Annotated in this window: 18 protein-coding genes; 5 read left to right on the forward strand and 13 right to left on the reverse strand. The window is 62.7% G+C overall.

Features of this window, described 5'->3' with window-relative positions; genetic code table 11:
* Nucleotides 1-71: 71 nt before the first annotated feature.
* The 13 genes from AC2A04_RS01780 to AC2A04_RS01840 all read right to left on the reverse strand — a co-directional run bounded on the left by AC2A04_RS01780 (nt 72) and on the right by AC2A04_RS01840 (nt 12,980).
* On the reverse strand, nt 72-914 hold the full coding sequence (locus AC2A04_RS01780) for an SDR family NAD(P)-dependent oxidoreductase (RefSeq protein ID WP_484210593.1): 843 nt from the start codon (nt 912-914) through the stop codon (nt 72-74).
* Nucleotides 915-941: 27 nt separating this feature from the next.
* Nucleotides 942-1,949 (reverse strand): zinc-binding dehydrogenase, encoded by a 1,008-nt coding sequence (locus AC2A04_RS01785; RefSeq protein ID WP_484210594.1) that lies wholly within the window; start codon nt 1,947-1,949, stop codon nt 942-944.
* 10 nt (nt 1,950-1,959) lie between these two features.
* The gene (locus tag AC2A04_RS01790; RefSeq protein WP_484210595.1) at nt 1,960-2,799 is read right to left on the reverse strand and encodes an SDR family NAD(P)-dependent oxidoreductase; all 840 of its coding nucleotides are present in this window, start codon (nt 2,797-2,799) and stop codon (nt 1,960-1,962) included.
* A gap of 27 nt (nt 2,800-2,826) precedes the next feature.
* A complete protein-coding gene (locus tag AC2A04_RS01795) occupies nt 2,827-3,900 on the reverse strand; it encodes a Rieske 2Fe-2S domain-containing protein (protein ID WP_484210596.1) in 1,074 nt (357 codons plus the stop codon).
* Between the two features lie 11 nt (nt 3,901-3,911).
* Nucleotides 3,912-4,448, reverse strand: coding sequence for a 2,4'-dihydroxyacetophenone dioxygenase family protein (locus AC2A04_RS01800; protein WP_484210597.1), 537 nt, complete (start codon nt 4,446-4,448; stop codon nt 3,912-3,914).
* A 7-nt stretch (nt 4,449-4,455) separates the two neighbouring features.
* Nucleotides 4,456-4,992: a 2,4'-dihydroxyacetophenone dioxygenase family protein gene (locus AC2A04_RS01805; RefSeq protein WP_484210598.1), complete on the reverse strand. Its 537-nt coding sequence runs from the start codon at nt 4,990-4,992 to the stop codon at nt 4,456-4,458.
* Between the two features lie 13 nt (nt 4,993-5,005).
* Nucleotides 5,006-5,539 (reverse strand): 2,4'-dihydroxyacetophenone dioxygenase family protein, encoded by a 534-nt coding sequence (locus AC2A04_RS01810; RefSeq protein ID WP_484210599.1) that lies wholly within the window; start codon nt 5,537-5,539, stop codon nt 5,006-5,008.
* A gap of 57 nt (nt 5,540-5,596) precedes the next feature.
* The gene (locus tag AC2A04_RS01815; RefSeq protein WP_484210600.1) at nt 5,597-8,095 is read right to left on the reverse strand and encodes a TonB-dependent receptor; all 2,499 of its coding nucleotides are present in this window, start codon (nt 8,093-8,095) and stop codon (nt 5,597-5,599) included.
* A gap of 158 nt (nt 8,096-8,253) precedes the next feature.
* Entirely contained in the window at nt 8,254-9,183 is a 930-nt protein-coding gene (locus AC2A04_RS01820) for a helix-turn-helix domain-containing protein (protein ID WP_484210601.1), read from the reverse strand.
* 16 nt (nt 9,184-9,199) lie between these two features.
* Nucleotides 9,200-10,441 carry an MFS transporter gene (locus AC2A04_RS01825; RefSeq protein WP_484210602.1) on the reverse strand — a complete coding sequence of 414 codons (1,242 nt, stop codon included), beginning with the start codon at nt 10,439-10,441 and terminating at the stop codon, nt 9,200-9,202.
* Between the two features lie 37 nt (nt 10,442-10,478).
* Nucleotides 10,479-11,024: a VOC family protein gene (locus tag AC2A04_RS01830; protein ID WP_484210603.1), complete on the reverse strand. Its 546-nt coding sequence runs from the start codon at nt 11,022-11,024 to the stop codon at nt 10,479-10,481.
* A 58-nt stretch (nt 11,025-11,082) separates the two neighbouring features.
* Nucleotides 11,083-12,096, reverse strand: a complete 1,014-nt coding sequence (locus AC2A04_RS01835) for a zinc-dependent alcohol dehydrogenase family protein (RefSeq protein WP_484210604.1) — start codon at nt 12,094-12,096, stop codon at nt 11,083-11,085.
* Nucleotides 12,097-12,179: 83 nt separating this feature from the next.
* Complete coding sequence (locus tag AC2A04_RS01840; protein WP_484210605.1) at nt 12,180-12,980, reverse strand: IclR family transcriptional regulator domain-containing protein; 801 nt, start codon at nt 12,978-12,980, stop codon at nt 12,180-12,182.
* Nucleotides 12,981-13,103: 123 nt separating this feature from the next.
* Here AC2A04_RS01840 and AC2A04_RS01845 point away from each other — a divergent pair, with 123 nt between their 5' ends.
* The 5 genes from AC2A04_RS01845 to AC2A04_RS01865 are packed head-to-tail and all read left to right on the forward strand — an operon-like array spanning nt 13,104 to nt 18,429.
* The gene (locus AC2A04_RS01845; protein WP_484210606.1) at nt 13,104-14,324 is read left to right on the forward strand and encodes a Tm-1-like ATP-binding domain-containing protein; all 1,221 of its coding nucleotides are present in this window, start codon (nt 13,104-13,106) and stop codon (nt 14,322-14,324) included.
* Nucleotides 14,325-14,331: 7 nt separating this feature from the next.
* A complete protein-coding gene (locus AC2A04_RS01850; protein ID WP_484210607.1) occupies nt 14,332-14,778 on the forward strand; it encodes an acetyl-CoA carboxylase biotin carboxyl carrier protein in 447 nt (148 codons plus the stop codon).
* The gene (locus AC2A04_RS01855) at nt 14,775-16,121 is read left to right on the forward strand and encodes an acetyl-CoA carboxylase biotin carboxylase subunit (RefSeq protein ID WP_484210608.1); all 1,347 of its coding nucleotides are present in this window, start codon (nt 14,775-14,777) and stop codon (nt 16,119-16,121) included. The genes AC2A04_RS01850 and AC2A04_RS01855 overlap by 4 nt, the downstream gene beginning before the upstream one ends.
* The gene (locus AC2A04_RS01860) at nt 16,118-17,590 is read left to right on the forward strand and encodes a biotin carboxyl carrier protein (protein WP_484210609.1); all 1,473 of its coding nucleotides are present in this window, start codon (nt 16,118-16,120) and stop codon (nt 17,588-17,590) included. The genes AC2A04_RS01855 and AC2A04_RS01860 overlap by 4 nt, the downstream gene beginning before the upstream one ends.
* Complete coding sequence (locus AC2A04_RS01865; protein WP_484210610.1) at nt 17,587-18,429, forward strand: HAD-IIA family hydrolase; 843 nt, start codon at nt 17,587-17,589, stop codon at nt 18,427-18,429. Before AC2A04_RS01860 ends, AC2A04_RS01865 begins: the two co-directional genes overlap by 4 nt.
* Nucleotides 18,430-18,479: the final 50 nt, after the last annotated feature.

An 18,479-nucleotide genomic window follows, 5' to 3' on the forward strand; every position in this document is an offset into this window, starting at 1 on the left:
GCGGCACTTTTCAACAATCGATTGCAGAACGCTCGCACCTAGCCCCAATGCAAGAGTCCTCACGTCGGAAGCTAGAACTGGGCGACACTGTGCGGCGTGGCGGAAAGCAAGGCCTCGGCCCTTTCGCGCATCCTGTTGGCGAACTGGCCGTGGGTGATGACGTAGAGGCGATCTTCGAGGATCGCCTCCGCAACCATCTCGCCAACTTCGTCGGGGTTCATCCAGTCTTCGCCAGCGACACGCTCGGAAAGAGCCTGCTCGGATGCGGCAAAGCCACTAGCTTCGCGCAAGTGAGCGGGCCGGTTCCTGGCCGCCTCGTGGATGTTGGACTTGACGAAACCCGGACAGAGCACGGTCATGCCGATACCCTTCACCGCAAGATCTGCGCGCAGATTTTCCGAAAGGTTGAGAACGGCTGCCTTGCTCGCGGCATAAATTGCAAGATGCCCCGGCATGGTCACGGAAGCGGCGAGTGATGCCGTGTTGACGATGTGCCCGCCCTGCCCCTTTGCAATCATCTGCGGCAGGATCGACTGGAGACCATTGATGACCCCGCCCAGGTTCACCCCGATGCCGAAGTCCCAATCCGCATAGGTCGCCTGAAGGATTGGCCCTTCGACGCCGACGCCGGCATTGTTGACGAGAATGTCGATACCGCCGAGTTCCTCGTCCATGCGCCTTGCGGTTTCAGCATATGCCGCGCGATCGGTGACATCTAGGTCGACCGCGACCACGCTCTCTGCGAGGCCTTCGGCAGCGACATGATCCAGCGCTGCTTCGATATGATCGGCGCGCATGTCGGCGATGACGACGAATGCCCCGCGCCGCGCGAGGGCTTTGGCAATGCCGAGGCCGATGCCCGAAGCGCCGCCGGTGACGAAGGCCTTGCGACCGCCAAACGATTCGATGCCCATCAGCTTCCCCCGACGCGTTTCGCGGCGTCATTCACCCGGATTGATCAAGACCTTGCACTGATGCGTGCGCTTCCTGAGGCTCTCGAAGACATCGGGCGTCGCCGCCAGCCCGATGGTGTCGGTTACCAGTAGGCGTGGCTCGACCGCACCACGATCAAGGGTGTCGAGCGCGGCTTCGTATTCCTGACGGGTGAAGAAGGCGGATGTCACCAGCCTCACCTGCTTGGACAGCATCGCGAAGCTGTTGAACGTATCCGGCCGTGTGCAAAGCCCGAGCAACACTATCGTGCCGTCGTTGCGAACCTGATCCACGGCCTGCGCGATCAGGCCGGGCACGCCTACGCATTCGAAGACCACGTCGGCCTTGCCGCCCAGCGCCCGTTCGGCGCTGCCCACGGGGTCCGACGGATCGACCACGAAATCGTGCGCGCCCATCTGCAAGGCGCGGTCCCGCTGCCATTCCGACAAGTCCTGGACCACCACCCGCCCAGCGCCGAAGCGTCGCGCCCAGAATGCAACGGCAAGGCCGATCGGCCCTGCCCCCAGCACCAGCACCCTGTCGCCGATCTTCATGCGGCTAAGGGCAACGCCGTGCAAAGCCACTGCGACCGGCTCGACGATCGCGCCATCTGCCAGACTGGCGCTAGCGGGCAGTCGCACGCACTGGTTCGGGCGTGTCAGCGCGTATTCCGCATAGCCTCCGCCCTGAAGGCCGAATGTATCGCACCACTGGACCACACCTGTACGGCAGGCGTGGCAATGGCCGCAGCTCTTGAGCGGAATGACGGAGACCATATCCCCGGTCCGCAAACCCTCGACCCCTTTCCCGATTGCCACGACTTCGCCTGAGAATTCATGGCCGAGGATAGACCCCGCACCTTGGCCATACGCGGGGTCTTCGGTCATGTGCAGGTCGGAGCCGCAGATTCCGCAGCGACCCACCTTGACGACAACGTCGCCCTCTTCCGGCGTGGGATCGGGGACGGTCTCGAGAGCGAGAGGCTTGTGCAGCCCCTGCATGACGGCGGCGCGCATCGGCCTGTCCTTACTTGTACTTGCCGAGCATCATGCCGCCATCGATCACGACGTGACTGCCGGTCATGTAATCCGACGCATCCGAGGCGAGCAGCAGCGCAAGCGGCTTCAACTGGTCGGTCTCAGCAACTTTGCCGAGCGGCACGATGGCATCCCACGCCGCGCGGGCAACCGGGTCCTTCTTCAGCCAGCCCCCGCCAATGTTGGTGACGAAAGGACCGGGCGCGATGGCATTGATGCGGATTCCGAACTCCGCCAGCTCGAGGCCGAGAGCGCGCACCATGTGCAGCACGCCAGCCTTGGCCGGCATGTAGGGCAGCCCAACGATAGGTTCGGTCACCAAACCCGCGTTGGACGCAGTTGTAATCACCGAACCACCGGTGCGTCCGTTGGCGCGGCCTTCCTTCTTCATGATCCGCACCGCATTGCTCACGGTGTAGAAAACGCCGTTGAGATTGATCTGGATCGAGCGGTCCCAGCGCTTGGGATCGTAGGTATCGACCTGACCATCGGGATTGCGATGCCCCGCCGGATTCCAGAAACCTGCGCCTGTATCGATCCCGGCATTGGCAAAGCAGATGTCGAGCCCGCCGAATGCTGAATCGTGCGCATCGAATGCTGCAACGACCTGATCCCAATCGGACACATCGAGCCGATCCGCGCGCGCTTCGCAGCCGAGGTCGCGCAGGCGGGCGGCCTCGCGTTCCGCGCCTTCCGCATCAATGTCGGCCAAGGTGACCGCAGCCCCGGCCTCGGCCATCGCTTCGGCATAGGCCAGGCCGATGCCTGATGCGGCGCCGGTCACGAAGGCCGTGCGTCCCTTGATGTCGAACCTGTCGAGCGTTCCCATTGGCATCCTCTTGTCGTTTTATACCTGTCAGGCCGATTGGCCCTGCCTCTCACGATCTATCAGCCGCTGCAGCATCCGCCGCGCGCGCACACCGCCGCCGTCGCCACCGAGGATCAGCGGACGCAGGGCCCAGAAATCCTCACCCCGCATCAGACGGTGGCTATCTCGAATGATGGGCATGTCTTCCTTCTCGAACGCGAATTCCAGTGCGCCCCGCATGATCGCGCTGAACTCGGCGTCACCGAGCTTGTAGTCTCTTGCCGTGGCCCAGAAGTAATGCGTCGTGTCAGGTGTTTCGGGCGTGAAGGCATGGAGCGATGGCAGCAGTGTGCATTCCTCGCGCGGGGTTCCCGGATCACCAGCGCGGAAGTCGAAATAAAGGACAGCCGGCGCGTGCCACTTCACGTAGCCATAGAAGTCCTGGCGGCGGCCCTCCGTCCCCATGACGGCGGAAATGCCGACCGACAGTTCGTCGTCCAGTTGCACGTACTCGGCATAGACGTTCTCGCCATCCTGCCAGAACTTTCGCTCACCCTCGGTAAAGGCGCTGGCGACGAGCGCCGGGTGGACGAAGTTTGCATGACTGAGATCGAGAATGTTGTCGCTGTAGAGTTCGTAGTGACCCTCGGCGAGCGTGGCGCCACGCACCGTTTCCCACCGCGCATCGGACAGCCACGAGAAATCGGGGATCAGCGCGGCGTCGGCACGCGCCGGGTCACCCATCCATATCCACAGCAACGCGTCCTGCTCGACCAGCGGATAGACCTGTTGCCGAACATCCGGCACTTGCCCGCCGGGATGCGGATTGTGCACGCAGGCGCCTGCCCCATCGAAACGCAGGCCGTGATAGGGGCACATCAGCGCGCCATCCACCACCGAGCCTTGGCCGAGCGGAGCGAACCGGTGCGGGCAACGCCCGCCGATGGCGCGCGCCGTCCCCGCACCATCGCGGAAAAGCGCAACCGGTTCTTCAAGGAACGTGCGTTGCTGCGGCGTTTCTCCGAGGTCGTTAGCCCATCCGGCAACGTACCACGCATTGCGCAGATACGTGCCGGTCGGCTCGCTGGAAAGGCGCGGAACCGGGGTTCTGTCCGCAGTCACCGCAGTTGCCTTCAGAGGTAGAGCGCGGGGTTGATCGCGATCCCGTGCTCCTTGCAATAGCTCTCATAGTGATTCATGAACCACCACACGTCGAGCGTTTCGACGTGATTGCCGTTCTCATCGTAGAACTCGTTCGCGCCCTGCATGTGGAACAGCGCCTTCATTCCGTTCGGATCGTCAGTCACCAGCGTGTGCGCGGTGCCCGGCGTTTCGGTGATGAAATCGCCGGCGCGGCAGACCCAGTCATACTCCAGGTAGCGGAACGAACCCTCAAGGCCCACCGCCCAGACCTTGCCGCGATGCTTGTGCGTGCCGATCACACCCGGGCTCTTGATCCACAGGATGTTGACGTAGACGTTCTCGCGCACGTCGAACGCCAGATGGCGGATCGCTGCATTTTCGCCGAAGGGAACCCACGGGCTTTCGGCGTCGGACGACCCGACGTAGGTGCCCTCGACGCCCTTGGCGCGGATCAGGTCACCGTAAAGCTCGGGGACGTCGACAATCTTGTATGCCCCGGACGGGGGCGCCTTCATCGTGCTGGCCATGGTCGCCTCAGAGATAGAGCTTGGGATTGATGGGGATGCCATTCTCGCGGCAGTAGGTCTCGTAGTGATTGATGAACCACCAGACATCGGTGGTATCGACCAGGACCGCGTTCTCATCGTAGAAGTCAATCGGTCCCTGCATCCATCCGAATAGCTTGCAGCCCTGCGGATGGTCGGTGACGAGCGTGTGGCTCTCGCCCGGCGTTTCGAGGATCAAGCCGCCCGGCGATGCGACCCAATCGTATTCGAGATAGCGCACGCTCCCTTCGAGGCAGACCATCGTGATCGTGCCGCGATGGAAGTGCGTGCCGATCACGCCTGGGCTTTTGACCCACAGGATGTTGGAGAACAGCCCCTGCCGGACGTCGAACGCAAGATGCTTGATCGCGGCGTTGTCACCGAAAGGAACCCACGGGCTGTCGACGTCGCTCTGTGCGTCGATGTAGCGTCCGCCGGGGCTCAGCCGGGCCACCAGTTCCTTGTGCGCGAAGGGCACGTCTACGATCTCTGCCTTGTTCGAAGGCGGAGCGGTCATCACGGTCATCTGGAAAATCCTCTCAGCGGATCAGGGTGTCGACGTAATCGGCACCGATGCCGACCTTGTCGTAATGTTCACGCGCGGCTTTCATGTAATCGAAGACGTCATAGTGCCCGACCGTGTTGCCTTCTTCGTCGAGCCACATCAGCGGGCCCGACACAACGAAGAACACCTTCATCGGATCCTCGTGCTCGTAGCAGACGAGCGTATGGCTCTCGCCCGGCGTCTCGTAGACGAAATCGCCCGCGGTGGCCGTCCATGAATGCTCGAGGTAGGCCCACTTCCCGCTGATCGTGTAGGCCCAGATCGGATGGGGGTGATAATGCCGGTTCACGAGGCCGGCCGACTTGCTCATCAGGACGTCGGCCCACATGTTCTTGGAAGGGCTGATCCAGACAGGCTTTGAAAAGACCGTTTCCGAGATCGGCACCCAGTACCGCTCGTCGCCCTCGGCGATCTTGGGCAGGTAGACTTCGGGAAGTCCGCCCTCGCGGAACACCTTCTCGACCGGCTTGAGGTCTTTCCAGAATTCGGTGTGGGCGGCTTCTGCCATGTTTTCTCTCCGGGTAAGTCCGGGCGGAGCAGTGCCCCGCCCGGCATTCTTGTTTGCTTAGAACTCCACGCCGAGACGTGCGTACCATTCACGCGGACGGCTGTAGGTGCCGTAGAACTGGCCACCTGCAATCTGCGCCTGACCAGTCACCAGGTAACGTTCGTCGGTGACGTTGGTCATGCCCACTGTCAGGTCCCAGTTGCCACCTGACTTGTAGGTCATGCTGCCGTTGACGATGTCAGTCGCCGCACGCTGCAGCAGGTAGGCCCGCTCGGTATCGTTCCACAGCGAGGAGCTGTGGGTGTAGTCCGCAAGGATGACGAGCTTGGAATCGCCACCAAGACCCACTTCGTATCGCGGGCTGATGTTGAACTTCCACTTCGGCGTCTTTGGCAGATCTGCACCGGGGATGACGCCTGCCTGGAACGGATTGGGCGCAACCTGCGCACCAGCCAGAACCGAGGTGTAATAGGCATCGGTATAGCCGACCGAAGCATTAATCAGGAACCCTTCGACCGGGGCTGCAACCACTTCGACTTCGAAGCCCTTGATGCGCGCATCGCCGGCGTTCTGAATGGTCGGCGAAACGCCCTGCTGGAAGTTCAGCTGGATGCCCTTGTAGTTGGTGGTGAAGGCTGCCGCGTTGATCTGCAGGCGACGGTCAAGCAAGGTTGACTTGATGCCCGCTTCCCAGGTGGTTGCCTTTTCCTCGTCGAAGTCCGGCGCCGTCGGCAGCGGGTTCGACAGGCGCGTGGTCCAGCCACCCGTCTTGTATCCCTTCGACCAGCTGGCATAGAGCATCACGTCGTCGGTGGGGTGATACTGCAGGCCGATCTTGGGCGAGAAGTTGCTGAACGACTTCTTCTGCGTTCCCGCGATGTAGTAGCGCAGCGGCTGACCGGGGTTGGGGAAGCCGGCAGCAATGCGGCAGGCTTCGCTGATCGGATTGATGCTCGCGCAGGGCGGCACGCCGATCTGGTTGAGGATCTTGTAGGTCAGGCCGTTGGCATCCGACTGGAATCCTTCGAACTCCTTGTTTTCCTTGGTGTAACGGCCACCGATCGTGATGCCGAACTGTTCGGTCGGACGGTAGTCGACCTGACCGAAGAAGGCATAGTTCTTGGTGTAGAGATCGTTCGGACCATCGACCTGCAACAGGCCTTCGGCAAAAGTCACATAGTCGTGGAGATCGCCGCCTTCCTTGAAGAAGTAGGCGCCCAGGACGTAGTTCAGCTTCTTGTCGAGAGCAGAGCCGTTGAGCTGGACTTCCTGGCTGAACTGATACTGGTTCATCGTGAAGCTGGTGTGCAGGAAGTTGAGCGGCGAACCGTCAATGTCCATGCCCACGTTCCAGTGCAGCTCACGATAGGCCGTGATCGACTTGAGCATCATCGTGTCTGACAGATCGAATTCGATCGTGCCCGAACCACCGTACGACTTCAGCTTTGAGTAGTTGTTGCCGTTGGCATAGCTGGTGTCGATGTCGTTGGTGACGAAGCGATTGTCGTAAGGCAGGCGATCGTTGTTCGGATCGGCATCGACGTTCACGCCGAACACGGTGGGGTTGTCGAAGATCGAGTTCAGGCCGCCGATGCCGCCAACATAGGCAAACGAAGGCGGCCCGCCCCCGCAATCGCCAACGACAATGCCCTGAATCGCGCAGTTGTAGGTGCCTGCAAAGACGGCCGGGGTCGTGGCGATCAGGCGGTTAGCGAGCTGCGACTGGTCGACTTTCATGTAGTCGCCCGAAAGCGAGATGCGCAGGTTGGACTTGTTGTCGTAGCGAAGCTTGCCGCGGAGGTTCCAGCTGTCGTCGCCGCCTTCGGTGCCGTATCCGATGTTGCCGTATCCGGCGGCCTTGTACTGCGTGATCGGGGTCGAATCGAAGTTCTCGGCACCCGGGAACGGGATGCGCTTCACGTAGCCGTCGCGATTCTTGGTCGCAAAGCTGACCGAGGCTGCAAGGCCGTCGGTAAGCGGCAGATCGACCGTACCGCGCGTCTGGATCAGACCGAAGCGTCCGGTGGTCACGTCACCCTTGAAGCGGAATTCGTCGCCCGGATCGTGCGTGACGATCGAGATCGCGCCACCGATGGTGTTGCGGCCGAAGAGAGTGCCCTGCGGGCCCTTCAAGACTTCGATGCGCTCGACGTCGGGAAGGTCCTGGTTCGCGCCGACCGAGCGGGCGAGATAGACGCCGTCGAGATAGACGCCCACGCCCGGATCGATGTTGAAGGCAAAATCGTTCGCGCCGATGCCGCGAATGTAGGCCGAAAGCACCGCGCTCGAACCCGAGAACGGCGTGCCGGCGTCAAGCGTTACGTTGGGCGAGATGTTCGACAGCGAGGCAACGCTGCTGACGGCACGCTCCTGCAGCGAATCCGCACTGAACGCCGAAATCGCGATCGGCACGTCCTGCACGTTTTCAGCGCGCTTCTGCGCGGTGACGACGATTTCGGCGATGCCGCCCGAAGGTGCGGCAGCCTGATCCTGCGCGTAGGCAGGCATGGCTATGGCCGTGGCCAGTGCCGCTACGGAAACCGAAGCAAACTTCATGGTCTTCCTCTCCCTGTTATCAAGTATTCCGGACCGGGCCGTTGATTATGGCCCGGCATTGTCAATGATACCTAGCGGGGCACTTCGTTTGCCGCTTGCACTGGTGCGCAAGCTGATCAGGACAGAAGCGCACGCCCCAATGCGCCCCTGCCCGAACTCTATCGCCCCAATCGCCAGTCGCGTGGTGCCGCCCCGAATTCCTGCCGAAAACAGCGCGTGAAATAAGCACTGTCGTTGAAGCCCAGTTCGAACGCGATCTCGGTGATGCTGGCATCGGGCCTGGCGACAAGACGGTCCGCAGCACGGCGCAGGCGCTGCTCGAGAATGTGAGCGCTCGGCGTTGTGCCCATGGCTGCGAAGACGTTTTGCACTGTCCGGACAGAGATGTTGCAGGCATCGGCGATCGACGCGGTCCGCAGGGCGGGGTCTTCAAGATTGGCCTCTACCATGGCAACCACACGACGCCCGAGATCGGCGTCGCCTGCGTCGCTCGATGGCCGTTGCGCTCCGCGCATGGCGAGAGCAGCCAGATCATAGAATACAGAATTGACCCCGCTTTCCCACTCGGGATCCTGTGACGCACGCTCGCCCTGCTGCCACAGCGACAGCAGGAAATCGTGGAACACCCGGCCACCGGGCGTGGCGCCGCACATGCGGCGCAAAAGGGCGTCGTCGACGCCGGGGAAACGTTCGGCCAGAGGGGCGCGGGGAAATTCCACCACGAGCATCTCGTGCCCGGTGAGTTTGATGGAATAGGGCGTGTGCGGGCTTGCCAGCACGAAATCCCCTGGCTCCAGCAAGCACTCGGCGCGATTCTGCAGATGCTCGCTGGTGCCGCGACATTGCAGATGGAGAATGAGCCGCTCATCATCCTGCGGAAGCGGCGTCCGTCCTACGGCAGACCGGGTGGAGTTGGTACGGATCATGTCGAGGTCGCCCACGCGCCAGGCGAGCATCTTGCCGGTGAAATCTTCGCTGGGAACGTTGACGAACGTGCCGGTAAAGGCGCGGTCGGCGATCTCGTTCCAGTAGCGTGCCCGCTCGGGCGGCGGAACGTCATTGGTATAGAACTTGAGAAGCGCGCTCATGGTTCTTTTCCTGCTTTCAAACGCTTGGCGCGAGTGCCGGCGATGCCCGCCGTGCCACCACGCGCGGCGCGGATTCAACCAGACCGAGCGTGAGGATCCCCGCCAGGATCGTGCAGCCGAACATCAGCCAGAGTGGCGCGGAAAGGCCGTAGATATCGGCAAGATAGCCAGCCATGAACGGGCTGACGACACCGCCAAGGACTTCACCCGTACCCATGACCACACCTGTAAGGGTCGCGGTCAGGCGCGGGTCGACCGACTCTGCCGGGATCGTTGCCATGAACATCGGGAACAGACCATTGAGCCCCCAACCGACAAAGAAGATGGCGGCCAGCACGATGGCCGATCCCTGGAAGTAGATGGCGCCAAGCGGCAGGATCACGCCGAGAAACGAGAAGAAGATCATGACCGGACGCCGACCGATTGCGTCCGAGATTGCCGGAACGACGAAGCTTCCGATGCCTGCCGAAATGCCGAGCGTCGCCATCAGCCAGCTCATCGTGTCCGGGCTGAAACCGCGCCCCTTGGTGAGGAACAGCGGCATGAACGCCCAGCAGACGACCAGATAGGACACCAGCAGGATCGAAATAAGCGCGCACAGGATGACATTGCGATGCGAGAAGGCCTCGCGCAGCGTGACCTTTGGCGATGCTTCATTGTGAACTTCTACCGGCGGTTCGCGCAAGGTGAACCAGATCAGCGCCGCCGTGATGAGGCCGGGGATGGCGGCAAGGTAGAAGCCGGTGCGCCAGCCCACGGCCACTGCAACAGGGACAAGCAGCACCGGCGCCAGTCCCGAACCGAGCAGGTTGGAGCCAAGGTTCTGCGCCACTCCCATCGCCATGCCGCGCCGTTCGGGGGCGACCTCTGACACGATCATGGAATGGCTGACCGGCATTACGCCACCTTCAGCCGCGCCCATCAACAGGCGTGAGCCGAGCAACATCATGAACGATGACGCCATGCCCGACACGAACGAACACAGGCAGAACGCGATCGTGGCGATGACCACCACCGGCTTGCGCGACCCCAGCTTGTCGGAGATGCGCCCGACAAGAAGACCCGACAGCGCCCACGTGAGCGACAGCGCAGAACTGAACATGCCAACCTGCGTATTGGACAGCTGCAGGTCGGGCTGAACGAACGGCATCAGGAAATTGAGCGCATTGCGGTCAAAGAACAGGATCCCGAAGTTCAGGCTGAGCAGCCCGACCACCCAAGCCTGGTAACCTCCGCCCTTGCGCTGTGTATCCGCCATGCCTTGCCCTCTTTCCCGTTTCGTCTTGTTCTTGTGATCAGATGAAAGGCCTGATCGGGTCGCGTCCATCCCAACCTTGCGAGGCCTTCCACATGGCGGTGAAATGCGCATCCATTCCCGGCGTCGCCGGTATGAGCTCCAGGAATCCGGGAGCCGCCGCATCTCCGCCTTCGAGGTAAGCGACGCTTCCCCCGGTCGGCACAGCCGCCTTGAAGGCAACCGCGTACCCTCTTTCGAGATATCCTGGCAGCGCCGCGTCCACATCCTCGCAGGCGATCCCGAAATGGTGGAAACCATGGCCGCGCTGCTGGATCGTCTCGCGATAGACCGAAGGGTTGTCATCGAGCGGCTGGATCAGTTCGATCTGCATATGGCCGACAAAACCCATGGCGATCGTCACGTCCGCGCTCGACTGCGCGCCTCGATAGATCTGATCCGGGCCGAGGAAATTATCCAGCAGGAAGAACGGCCCCGCTGCACAGTCGCGCTGGAAGTGCGCAATCGACGCACGAACGTCTGCGACCACGAACGCGGTCTGCATAACGCCCCCCATTGGCTGGCCGAAGCCCAGCTGGATCGTCATCCTTTTCCTCTCCGGCGCCTCCGCCTCTATCGGGCGATCGACGCTTCATGATTGCAGGTCAGAGACTAATTGCAACTTTCCCGAAAAGTCCGGTCGAAGACTGATATTCCCAAGCCTTGCGCGCATCCTCCATCGCAAAACTGCGATCGACGACGGGCTTGATTCCGTGCGCATCGACAAACGCATTCAAGCGCTGCGCCATGACTTTAGAACCGACAAAGATGCCGCGGATCGATGCACCCTTGAACATCAGGCCATGGGGATTGGTATCCCCTTCCCGTGTGAGCACGCCGATGAGCGCAATCTCGCCGGCAAAGCCCACAGCCGCGATGCTCTGCTTGAGCGTGCCTGCTCCGCCCACTTCGACGACATGGTCGACGCCGCCGCCGGCCAGACGCGCCGCCTCGGCGCCCCATTCGGGCGTGGTGCGATAGTTGATCACGTGATCGGCGCCCATGGCCTTTACGCGCTCTAGCTTTTCATCCGACGACGATGTTGCGATGACACGTGCCCCCGCCGCCTTGGCGATCTGCAGTGCGAGCAGCGAGACGCCCCCGGTACCGAGGATCAGAACGCTCTCGCCCGCCTTGACCGGTCGCGGCCCTTCCATCAGCGCGTTCCATGCGGTGACGCCGGCGCATGGCAGGCAAGCGGCCTGCGTGAAATCAAGACTGCTCGCCAGCGGCACGACACCGTGCTCCGGCAGGACGACGTAGTCCTGCAGCATTCCGGTGGCTGGCGGTGCGCCAAGCGCCACGCCCATTGCAGGATTTGGCGGGCCGTCCATCCAGTCCTGGAAGAAAATGCCCGCGACACGATCGCCGACCTTCACCGAAGTTACGCCTTCGCCGACGGCGGCGACTTCGCCCGCCCCGTCCGAAAGCGGAACTGTGTCGTGCGGAACGACGCCGCCCATATAGAAGCCGAGTGGTATGATCTGATCGCGATAGTTGAGCGAGCAGGCGCGAACACGCACCAGCACTTCACCCGGACCGGGACTTGGTGCGTCCACCTCTTCAAGCCGGAGGCCGTCGAGTGATGTCGAACCTTTGCTAACAAGCCACTGGCGCATTTCAGACTGTCTCCCTGCGTGCACCATTCCTCATTCTCGCCTCGGAATTAATCAGTCAGACAAACAGATTTCACCAGATGGAACTAATTTGGATTCATCTCGAGCGCTTTGCCGATCGCGCGCGCAGTAGCCTTGAGCGCCTCAAGATGGCGCTGCACCACTTCCTCATCGGCGCCGCGCCGGCCCGGCCAGGTCACGTTGATGGTTGCGATCGGGGCCCCTGACACGATGATCGGCACGGCCATCGAACGCCGGCCATCACGCAGGATCAGCTGCTTTGACCGATCGGGCCAGGGCAACAGCGGATCGCGCGTTGCATATCCCCTCTGTCGAACCTGGGAGAGCATCTGCCGCAGTTCGGCTTCACTGCCATCAGGCGCGTTACTTGGACGCAGGCGGTTGATGATCGAATCGCGCTCGGCATCACCACACGCTGCCAGATAGGCGCGGCCGGTGGCAGTGTGGATGTAGGACAGCTTCACACCGACAGGTCCGAGGATTGCAGAGTCCAGCTTGAACAACGGACTGTTCGTTTCGAGGATTTCCATGTGATCGAGGCGCGGTGCGGCAAGGACCGACGGCCAGGCGACGCGCGTAGAGAGCGCCTTCATGTGCGGCGAGGCCACTTCCGCGATGTGAGACGACGATGTCACCGGCGCCCTCTCGATGCGCTCGACGTGGGGCAGATAGGCACCGTCGGCGAGCCTCTGCCAGACAAGCCCCTTCTGACCGAGCGTCACCAGCATCCGCAAAAGCGTTGCCTTGGGCAGGCCCGTAGCCTGATGCAATTCATGCAGGCTTGCCGCCTTGCGCGTCTGCACCTCGATCAGCACGTCAAGCCCGCGTTCGAGCGCACGCACTGTTTTCACCTTGCGATCAAGCATCATTCCGCTCCCGGTGAATTCTACGTTTCACCTTATGGAACGCAAAATCCCGAATGACTGGTGCAAAGTCAACCATAGTGTCGCAGCAAGGGGACGACGGAGAGGAAAACAATGACACAGGCAATGACCGAAAGGCCGAGCGTGCTGTTCGTCTGCACGCAGGACACCAAGGAAGAAGAAGCGCGCTTCACGAGGGCCGTGCTCGAGGAGGCCGGCGTGCGCGTCGTCCATCTCGACCCGAGCGTGCGACGCACCATCGGGGGCGCGGAAATCTCGCCCGAGATGGTAGCGCAAGCCGCCGGAATGACCATTGAGGACGTGCGGGCTCTCGGCCACGAAGGCAAGTGCCAGGGTGCAATGATCCAAGGTGCGATCGCGGCGGCGCTGGAATGGCATGCGCGCGAGCCGCTGAGCGGTATCCTTGCCGTTGGCGGCTCGATGGGGTCGGCGCTTGCCGGCGCGCTGATGCAGAGCTTTCCCTATGGCCTGCCCAAGATGATCGTCTCCACCATGGCATCGGGCTTTACCAAGCCGTACATGGGTGTGAAGGACATCGCGATGATGAACGCGGTGACCGATATCTCGGGCATCAACACGATCAGCCACGATGTATTCCGCAACGCAGCCAATGCCGTCGCCGGAATGGCCAAGGGCTACAAGCCCAATACGAGCGCGGCAAAGCCGCTTGTGCTGATCACGACGCTCGGCACGACCGAGGCGAGCGTGAAGCGTATCCGGCAAGCGCTGGAGTCCGATGGCTGTGAGGTGATGGTGTTCCACTCCTCCGGCGCCGGTGGCCCCACGCTCGACGCTCTGGCCGCGGACAAGGACACTGCACTGGTCCTCGACCTGTCGCAGACCGAAGTGCTCGATCACCTCAATGGCGGGCTGGCAGATTCCGGGCCCGATCGCGGAAGGGCGCCGCTGCGCAAGGGTATCCCGACGATCCTTTCGTTCGGAAACGCCGATTTCATCATCGGCGGACCGATCAACGTGTCCGAGGTCCAGTTCCCCGGACGGCGCTATCACGAACACAACCCACAACTCACCGCGGTACGCACCAATGTTGCCGATCTCGAAAAGCTCGCCGACCACATTGCCGCGAACGTGCGCGAAGCGAAGGGACCGGTTCGCGTGTTCACTCCGCTCCAAGGTTTTTCGAGCCACGACAGCAATGCAGGCCACCTGCTCGACCTGTCGGTACCCGGTCCCTTTGCCGAATACTTGCGCAAGGTGATGCCGGAAGACGTGCCGGTGACCGCCGTCGACGCCCATTTCAACGACGAAGCTTTCTCGGATGCGGTAATTGCCGCCGCCCGCGAAATGCTCGCCGCAAAGGCTTGATGATTCCATGACAGATGACCTGCCGCTCAATCACGAAGACGTTGCCGAGATCGCGGCAATCCTCGAAAAATCGGGGTATCGCGAACTCGATCTGGCAACTCGGCGCTTCCGCCTGCGCGTCGCCAAGGGCGATGGCAAAGATGGCGGCCTGACCCAGGAATGGCAGTGGGCCGGTGCCTCGGGAGAAGCCGCGACGAGTGCGGTCCTGGCACAGGCCGATCCCGACGCGATCTGCTCGCCCCTGCCCGGCACGTTCTATCACGCGCCGCAACCCGGCGCGCCGGCGTTCATCAAGGTGGGCGACGTGGTTGGCCCGGAGACGGTGATCGGGATCGTCGAGACGATGAAGTTGATGAACCCGGTCCATGCCGGACGGGCAGGCACCGTTAGCGAACTGATCGTCGCCGACGGTACGCTCGTGGCAAAGGGCGATGCGCTGGTGCGCGTGGCATGACCGGCAGGCCGATCCGAAAGCTGTTCATTGCCAATCGCGGCGAAATCGCGCTGCGCATCGCGCGCACGGCTAGTCGCATGGGTATGGAGAGCGTGCTGGGCGCGTCGGAAGCCGATGCAGGCTCTCTGCCAGCAAAGTTCGTCGATCATGTCGCGATCGTCGGCCCGGGCCCTTCGTCGCAAGGCTATCTGAATATCGACCGCGTGGTCGCCGCAGCCGTTGGCGCCGGATGCGACGCGGTTCATCCCGGCTACGGCTTCCTTTCGGAAAACGCCGCTTTTGCGCGCGCAGTCATGGCTGCCGGAATGCGCTTTGTCGGACCCGATATCGCCACACTGGAAGGCATGGGTGACAAACTGGCCGCCCGCGCTCTGGCGGTTGAAGCGGGCCTCCCCGTACTGCCCGGCGGCGAAGCTGCTGCGCGCGAAGACGTCCATACCCGGGCCGCGCAGACAGGTTACCCCCTGTTGCTCAAGGCCGTGGCGGGCGGCGGTGGAAAGGGCATGCGGCGCGTCGACCGGGCAGAGGACCTTGATACCGCGCTCGACATGGCGCAGGCCGAAGCGCAGGCGGCGTTCGGTAATGCAGCTGTCTATGTCGAACGGTTCGTTGCGCGCGGTCGCCACGTCGAAGTGCAATTGCTGGGTGATGGGACAAGCGCGATCCACCTCGGCACGCGCGACTGCTCGATCCAGCGCCGGTTCCAAAAGCTGGTGGAGGAAGCCCCCGCCCCGGCCATGCCCGAAGCGGCGCGTGCGGGCATCGAGGATGCAGCAGTGCGTCTGGCGCGCCATCTTGGCTATTGCGGCGCGGGGACAGCCGAATTCCTTGTCGATGCCGACGACTTCTCGTTCTTCTTCCTCGAACTCAATGCGCGCATTCAGGTCGAGCATCCCGTGACTGAAGCGATCACCGGAGTCGACCTGGTCGAACAGCAATTGCTCGTCGCCTCGGGCAAGCCCTTGGGCCTGACGCAGGCGATGATCCGCCCGCGCGGTCATGCAATCGAGGTGCGCATCAACGCCGAAGACCCGGACGCGGACTTCCGCCCCTCGCCAGGACGCGTCACCCGCGCGGCATGGCCGGCAGGCGAAGGCGTTCGTGTCGACAGCCACATCACAAATGGCGGCGAAGTGCCCCCGTTTTATGACTCGCTGATGGGCAAGCTGATCGTGCACGGTGCGACACGCGACGAAGCCGTCGACCGGCTGACGCGCGCGCTGGCAAGCCTGCACATCGAAGGTCTGCCGACCACGGCGCCACTCCACCGCCGAATTGCCGTCGATCCGCGCTTCATCGCAGGTGGCGTCGACACCGGCTTTCTCGCAGGGCTCGCACAATGACCGATATCAGACTCGTGGACGTCACCATGCGGGACGGCAACCAGAGCCTGTGGGGGGCAACTGGCCTGAACACCGCGCACATGCTGCAGGCCGCCGCGCTGACCGAGGCCTGCGGTTTCCGCGCCATCGACTTCACATCGTCAAGCCACATGGCCGTGGCCGTCCGCTACTTCCAGAACAACCCGTGGGAACGACTGCGACGGATGCACGCGGCGATGCCGACCACGCCCTTGCAGTTCATAACCACCGGCTTGCGTTTCATCGCATGGCAGCAGGCTGACCCGGAATTCATGCGCCTGGTCTATCGCGCGCTGCAGGCCAACGGCGTCGGCCGCTTCGTGCTGCTCGATCCGATGCACGAGATCCCTGCCGTGATCGAGGCGGCGCGGCTGGTGAAGGAAGAGGGCAACGCCGAGGTCATGTGCGCGCTGACCTTCACCCTGTCCGAAATCCATACCGACGAGTTCTACGCGAACTTTGCGCGCGAAGTCGGCAAGAGCGAGGACATTGATCTTTATTACATAAAGGACCCGGCTGGCCTGCTCAGCATGGACCGTGCGCGGACCCTGGTGCCGGCAATCAAGGCTGCGATCGGCAACAAGCCGCTCGAGATACATGCGCACACAACCGTCGGGCTCGGCATGATGGCAAGCCTAGAGGCGGCAAAGCTGGGCATTTCGGCGATCCACGTGGGCGTCGGGCCGGGAGGCGACGGATCATCGCTGCCCGAGGCGAACCGGATGGTCGCCAATCTCGAGGAGGCGGGCTTCGCGGTGGATATCGACAAGGCCGCCCTCGCCCGACTGACAAGCTACTGGAACAAGGTCGCCAGTGCTGAAGGTTTGCCGCCCGGTCGCCCACAGAACTTCGACGCAAGTTTCCTGCGCCATCAGATTGCCGGCGGCGTGATGACCACGATCGCACGCCAGCTCGAGGAACTCGGACTGTCTGACCGGATGGGCGCGGTCATCGAGGAAACCGGACAGGTACGCGCCGATCTCGGCTATCCGATCATGGTCACGCCGTTCCCGCAGATGGTGATGACACAGGCCCTGTTCAACGTGATCGGCGAGCGGCGCTACGCGCAGGTTTCGGATCAGGTGATCCGCTACTGCATGGGTAAGTTCGGCAAGCCGACCTCACCGGTTAGCAGCGACGTTCTGGCAACAATCATGGATCGCCCGCGTTCGCGCGAGCTTGAAAACGAGCCGATGTTCCCTGCACTTGCTGACCTGCGCCGGCAATTCGGCACGCACCTGCCGGACGAGGAGTTCCTGCTGCGCGCGGTCATGCCGGGCGAGCAGGTCGACGCCATGCTGGCATCGGGGCCATCGCGGTCAACATACACCCCCGAGGCCGCACCGATCATATCCCTGCTGCGCCAACTCGCCGCGCGACCCGATGCGCGCGACATCGTGGTCGAACGCGGATCGTTCCGCATGGCCCTTCACGCTGGAGCATCGCTTTGATTTTTTCGCAGGATTTCAAGGCGCGTCTCAAGGATGCCGCGGGCTACATCTTCGACATGGACGGCACGATCGCGCTGGGTGATTCCAAAAGCGGCGGGCATCGCGCCCTTCCCCACGCCATCGCGGTTCTCGAAGCGCTCAAGTCCAGCGGCACGCCCTTTGTCGTTTTCACCAACGGCACGGCAAAGCCCCCTGCTGCCTACGCGCAATCGCTTCGCAATGCGGGATTTCCGGTGGACGACGGGCAGATGCTCACCCCGTCATCCTCCGCCGCCGTCTGGCTTGCACGGACGGGCATGTCCAAGGTCCGCGTTCTCGGCAACGCGGGTTGCGCCGCACCGCTGATCGAAGCCGGTCTGGAAGTGATCGGTCCATCGGAGGAAGCCGAGGGCGTCCACGCGGTCTACACCGGCTGGTTTCGCGAGTTCGATTTCGCAGCGCTCGAGGCCGGGTGCCATTCGCTGTGGCACGGCGCCAAGCTTGTCACCGCCAGCAACGTGCCATTCTTCGCCACCGAAAATGGCCGCGCGATCGGCGCAAGCTACCCGATCAATGCCATGCTGACCGCGATGACCGGCAAGCGCCCGCGCATCCTCGGAAAGCCCGCGCGCGTCGCGTTCGAGACCGCGCTCAAGATCATGGGCCTGCCGCGATCTGCGACGAAGAATATCGTGGTGGTGGGCGATGACCCCGCCCTCGAAATGCGCATGGCCAATGCGGTCGGCGCACATTCCCTGGGAATGGCGACAGGCGTTATGGCCTCCGATGCGGCCCTGCCGGAGAAGGATCGGCCTTCGGTAATACTTCCGGACCTTTCCCCTCTTCTGGAGGCGCTCTAGCCGTTGGCGGGCTCGTTCAGGACCGGCACTTCAAACCCGTCGCTTGACCG

It is taken from the genome of Novosphingobium sp. HNCC26DJ243 (assembly GCF_057180545.1).

Bases quoted from the DNA above. Each gene is read 5' to 3' on its own strand.
- AC2A04_RS01780 (WP_484210593.1), bottom strand. From the start codon at position 914: ATGGGCATCGAATCGTTTGGCGGTCGCAAGGCCTTCGTCACCGGCGGC.
- AC2A04_RS01785 (WP_484210594.1), bottom strand. From the start codon at position 1,949: ATGCGCGCCGCCGTCATGCAGGGGCTGCACAAGCCTCTCGCTCTCGAG.
- AC2A04_RS01790 (WP_484210595.1), bottom strand. From the start codon at position 2,799: ATGGGAACGCTCGACAGGTTCGACATCAAGGGACGCACGGCCTTCGTG.
- AC2A04_RS01800 (WP_484210597.1), bottom strand. From the start codon at position 4,448: ATGGCCAGCACGATGAAGGCGCCCCCGTCCGGGGCATACAAGATTGTC.
- AC2A04_RS01805 (WP_484210598.1), bottom strand. From the start codon at position 4,992: ATGACCGTGATGACCGCTCCGCCTTCGAACAAGGCAGAGATCGTAGAC.
- AC2A04_RS01810 (WP_484210599.1), bottom strand. From the start codon at position 5,539: ATGGCAGAAGCCGCCCACACCGAATTCTGGAAAGACCTCAAGCCGGTC.
- AC2A04_RS01815 (WP_484210600.1), bottom strand. From the start codon at position 8,095: ATGAAGTTTGCTTCGGTTTCCGTAGCGGCACTGGCCACGGCCATAGCC.
- AC2A04_RS01820 (WP_484210601.1), bottom strand. From the start codon at position 9,183: ATGAGCGCGCTTCTCAAGTTCTATACCAATGACGTTCCGCCGCCCGAG.
- AC2A04_RS01825 (WP_484210602.1), bottom strand. From the start codon at position 10,441: ATGGCGGATACACAGCGCAAGGGCGGAGGTTACCAGGCTTGGGTGGTC.
- AC2A04_RS01830 (WP_484210603.1), bottom strand. From the start codon at position 11,024: ATGACGATCCAGCTGGGCTTCGGCCAGCCAATGGGGGGCGTTATGCAG.
- AC2A04_RS01835 (WP_484210604.1), bottom strand. From the start codon at position 12,096: ATGCGCCAGTGGCTTGTTAGCAAAGGTTCGACATCACTCGACGGCCTC.
- AC2A04_RS01840 (WP_484210605.1), bottom strand. From the start codon at position 12,980: ATGCTTGATCGCAAGGTGAAAACAGTGCGTGCGCTCGAACGCGGGCTT.
- AC2A04_RS01845 (WP_484210606.1), top strand. From the start codon at position 13,104: ATGACCGAAAGGCCGAGCGTGCTGTTCGTCTGCACGCAGGACACCAAG.
- AC2A04_RS01850 (WP_484210607.1), top strand. From the start codon at position 14,332: ATGACAGATGACCTGCCGCTCAATCACGAAGACGTTGCCGAGATCGCG.
- AC2A04_RS01855 (WP_484210608.1), top strand. From the start codon at position 14,775: ATGACCGGCAGGCCGATCCGAAAGCTGTTCATTGCCAATCGCGGCGAA.
- AC2A04_RS01860 (WP_484210609.1), top strand. From the start codon at position 16,118: ATGACCGATATCAGACTCGTGGACGTCACCATGCGGGACGGCAACCAG.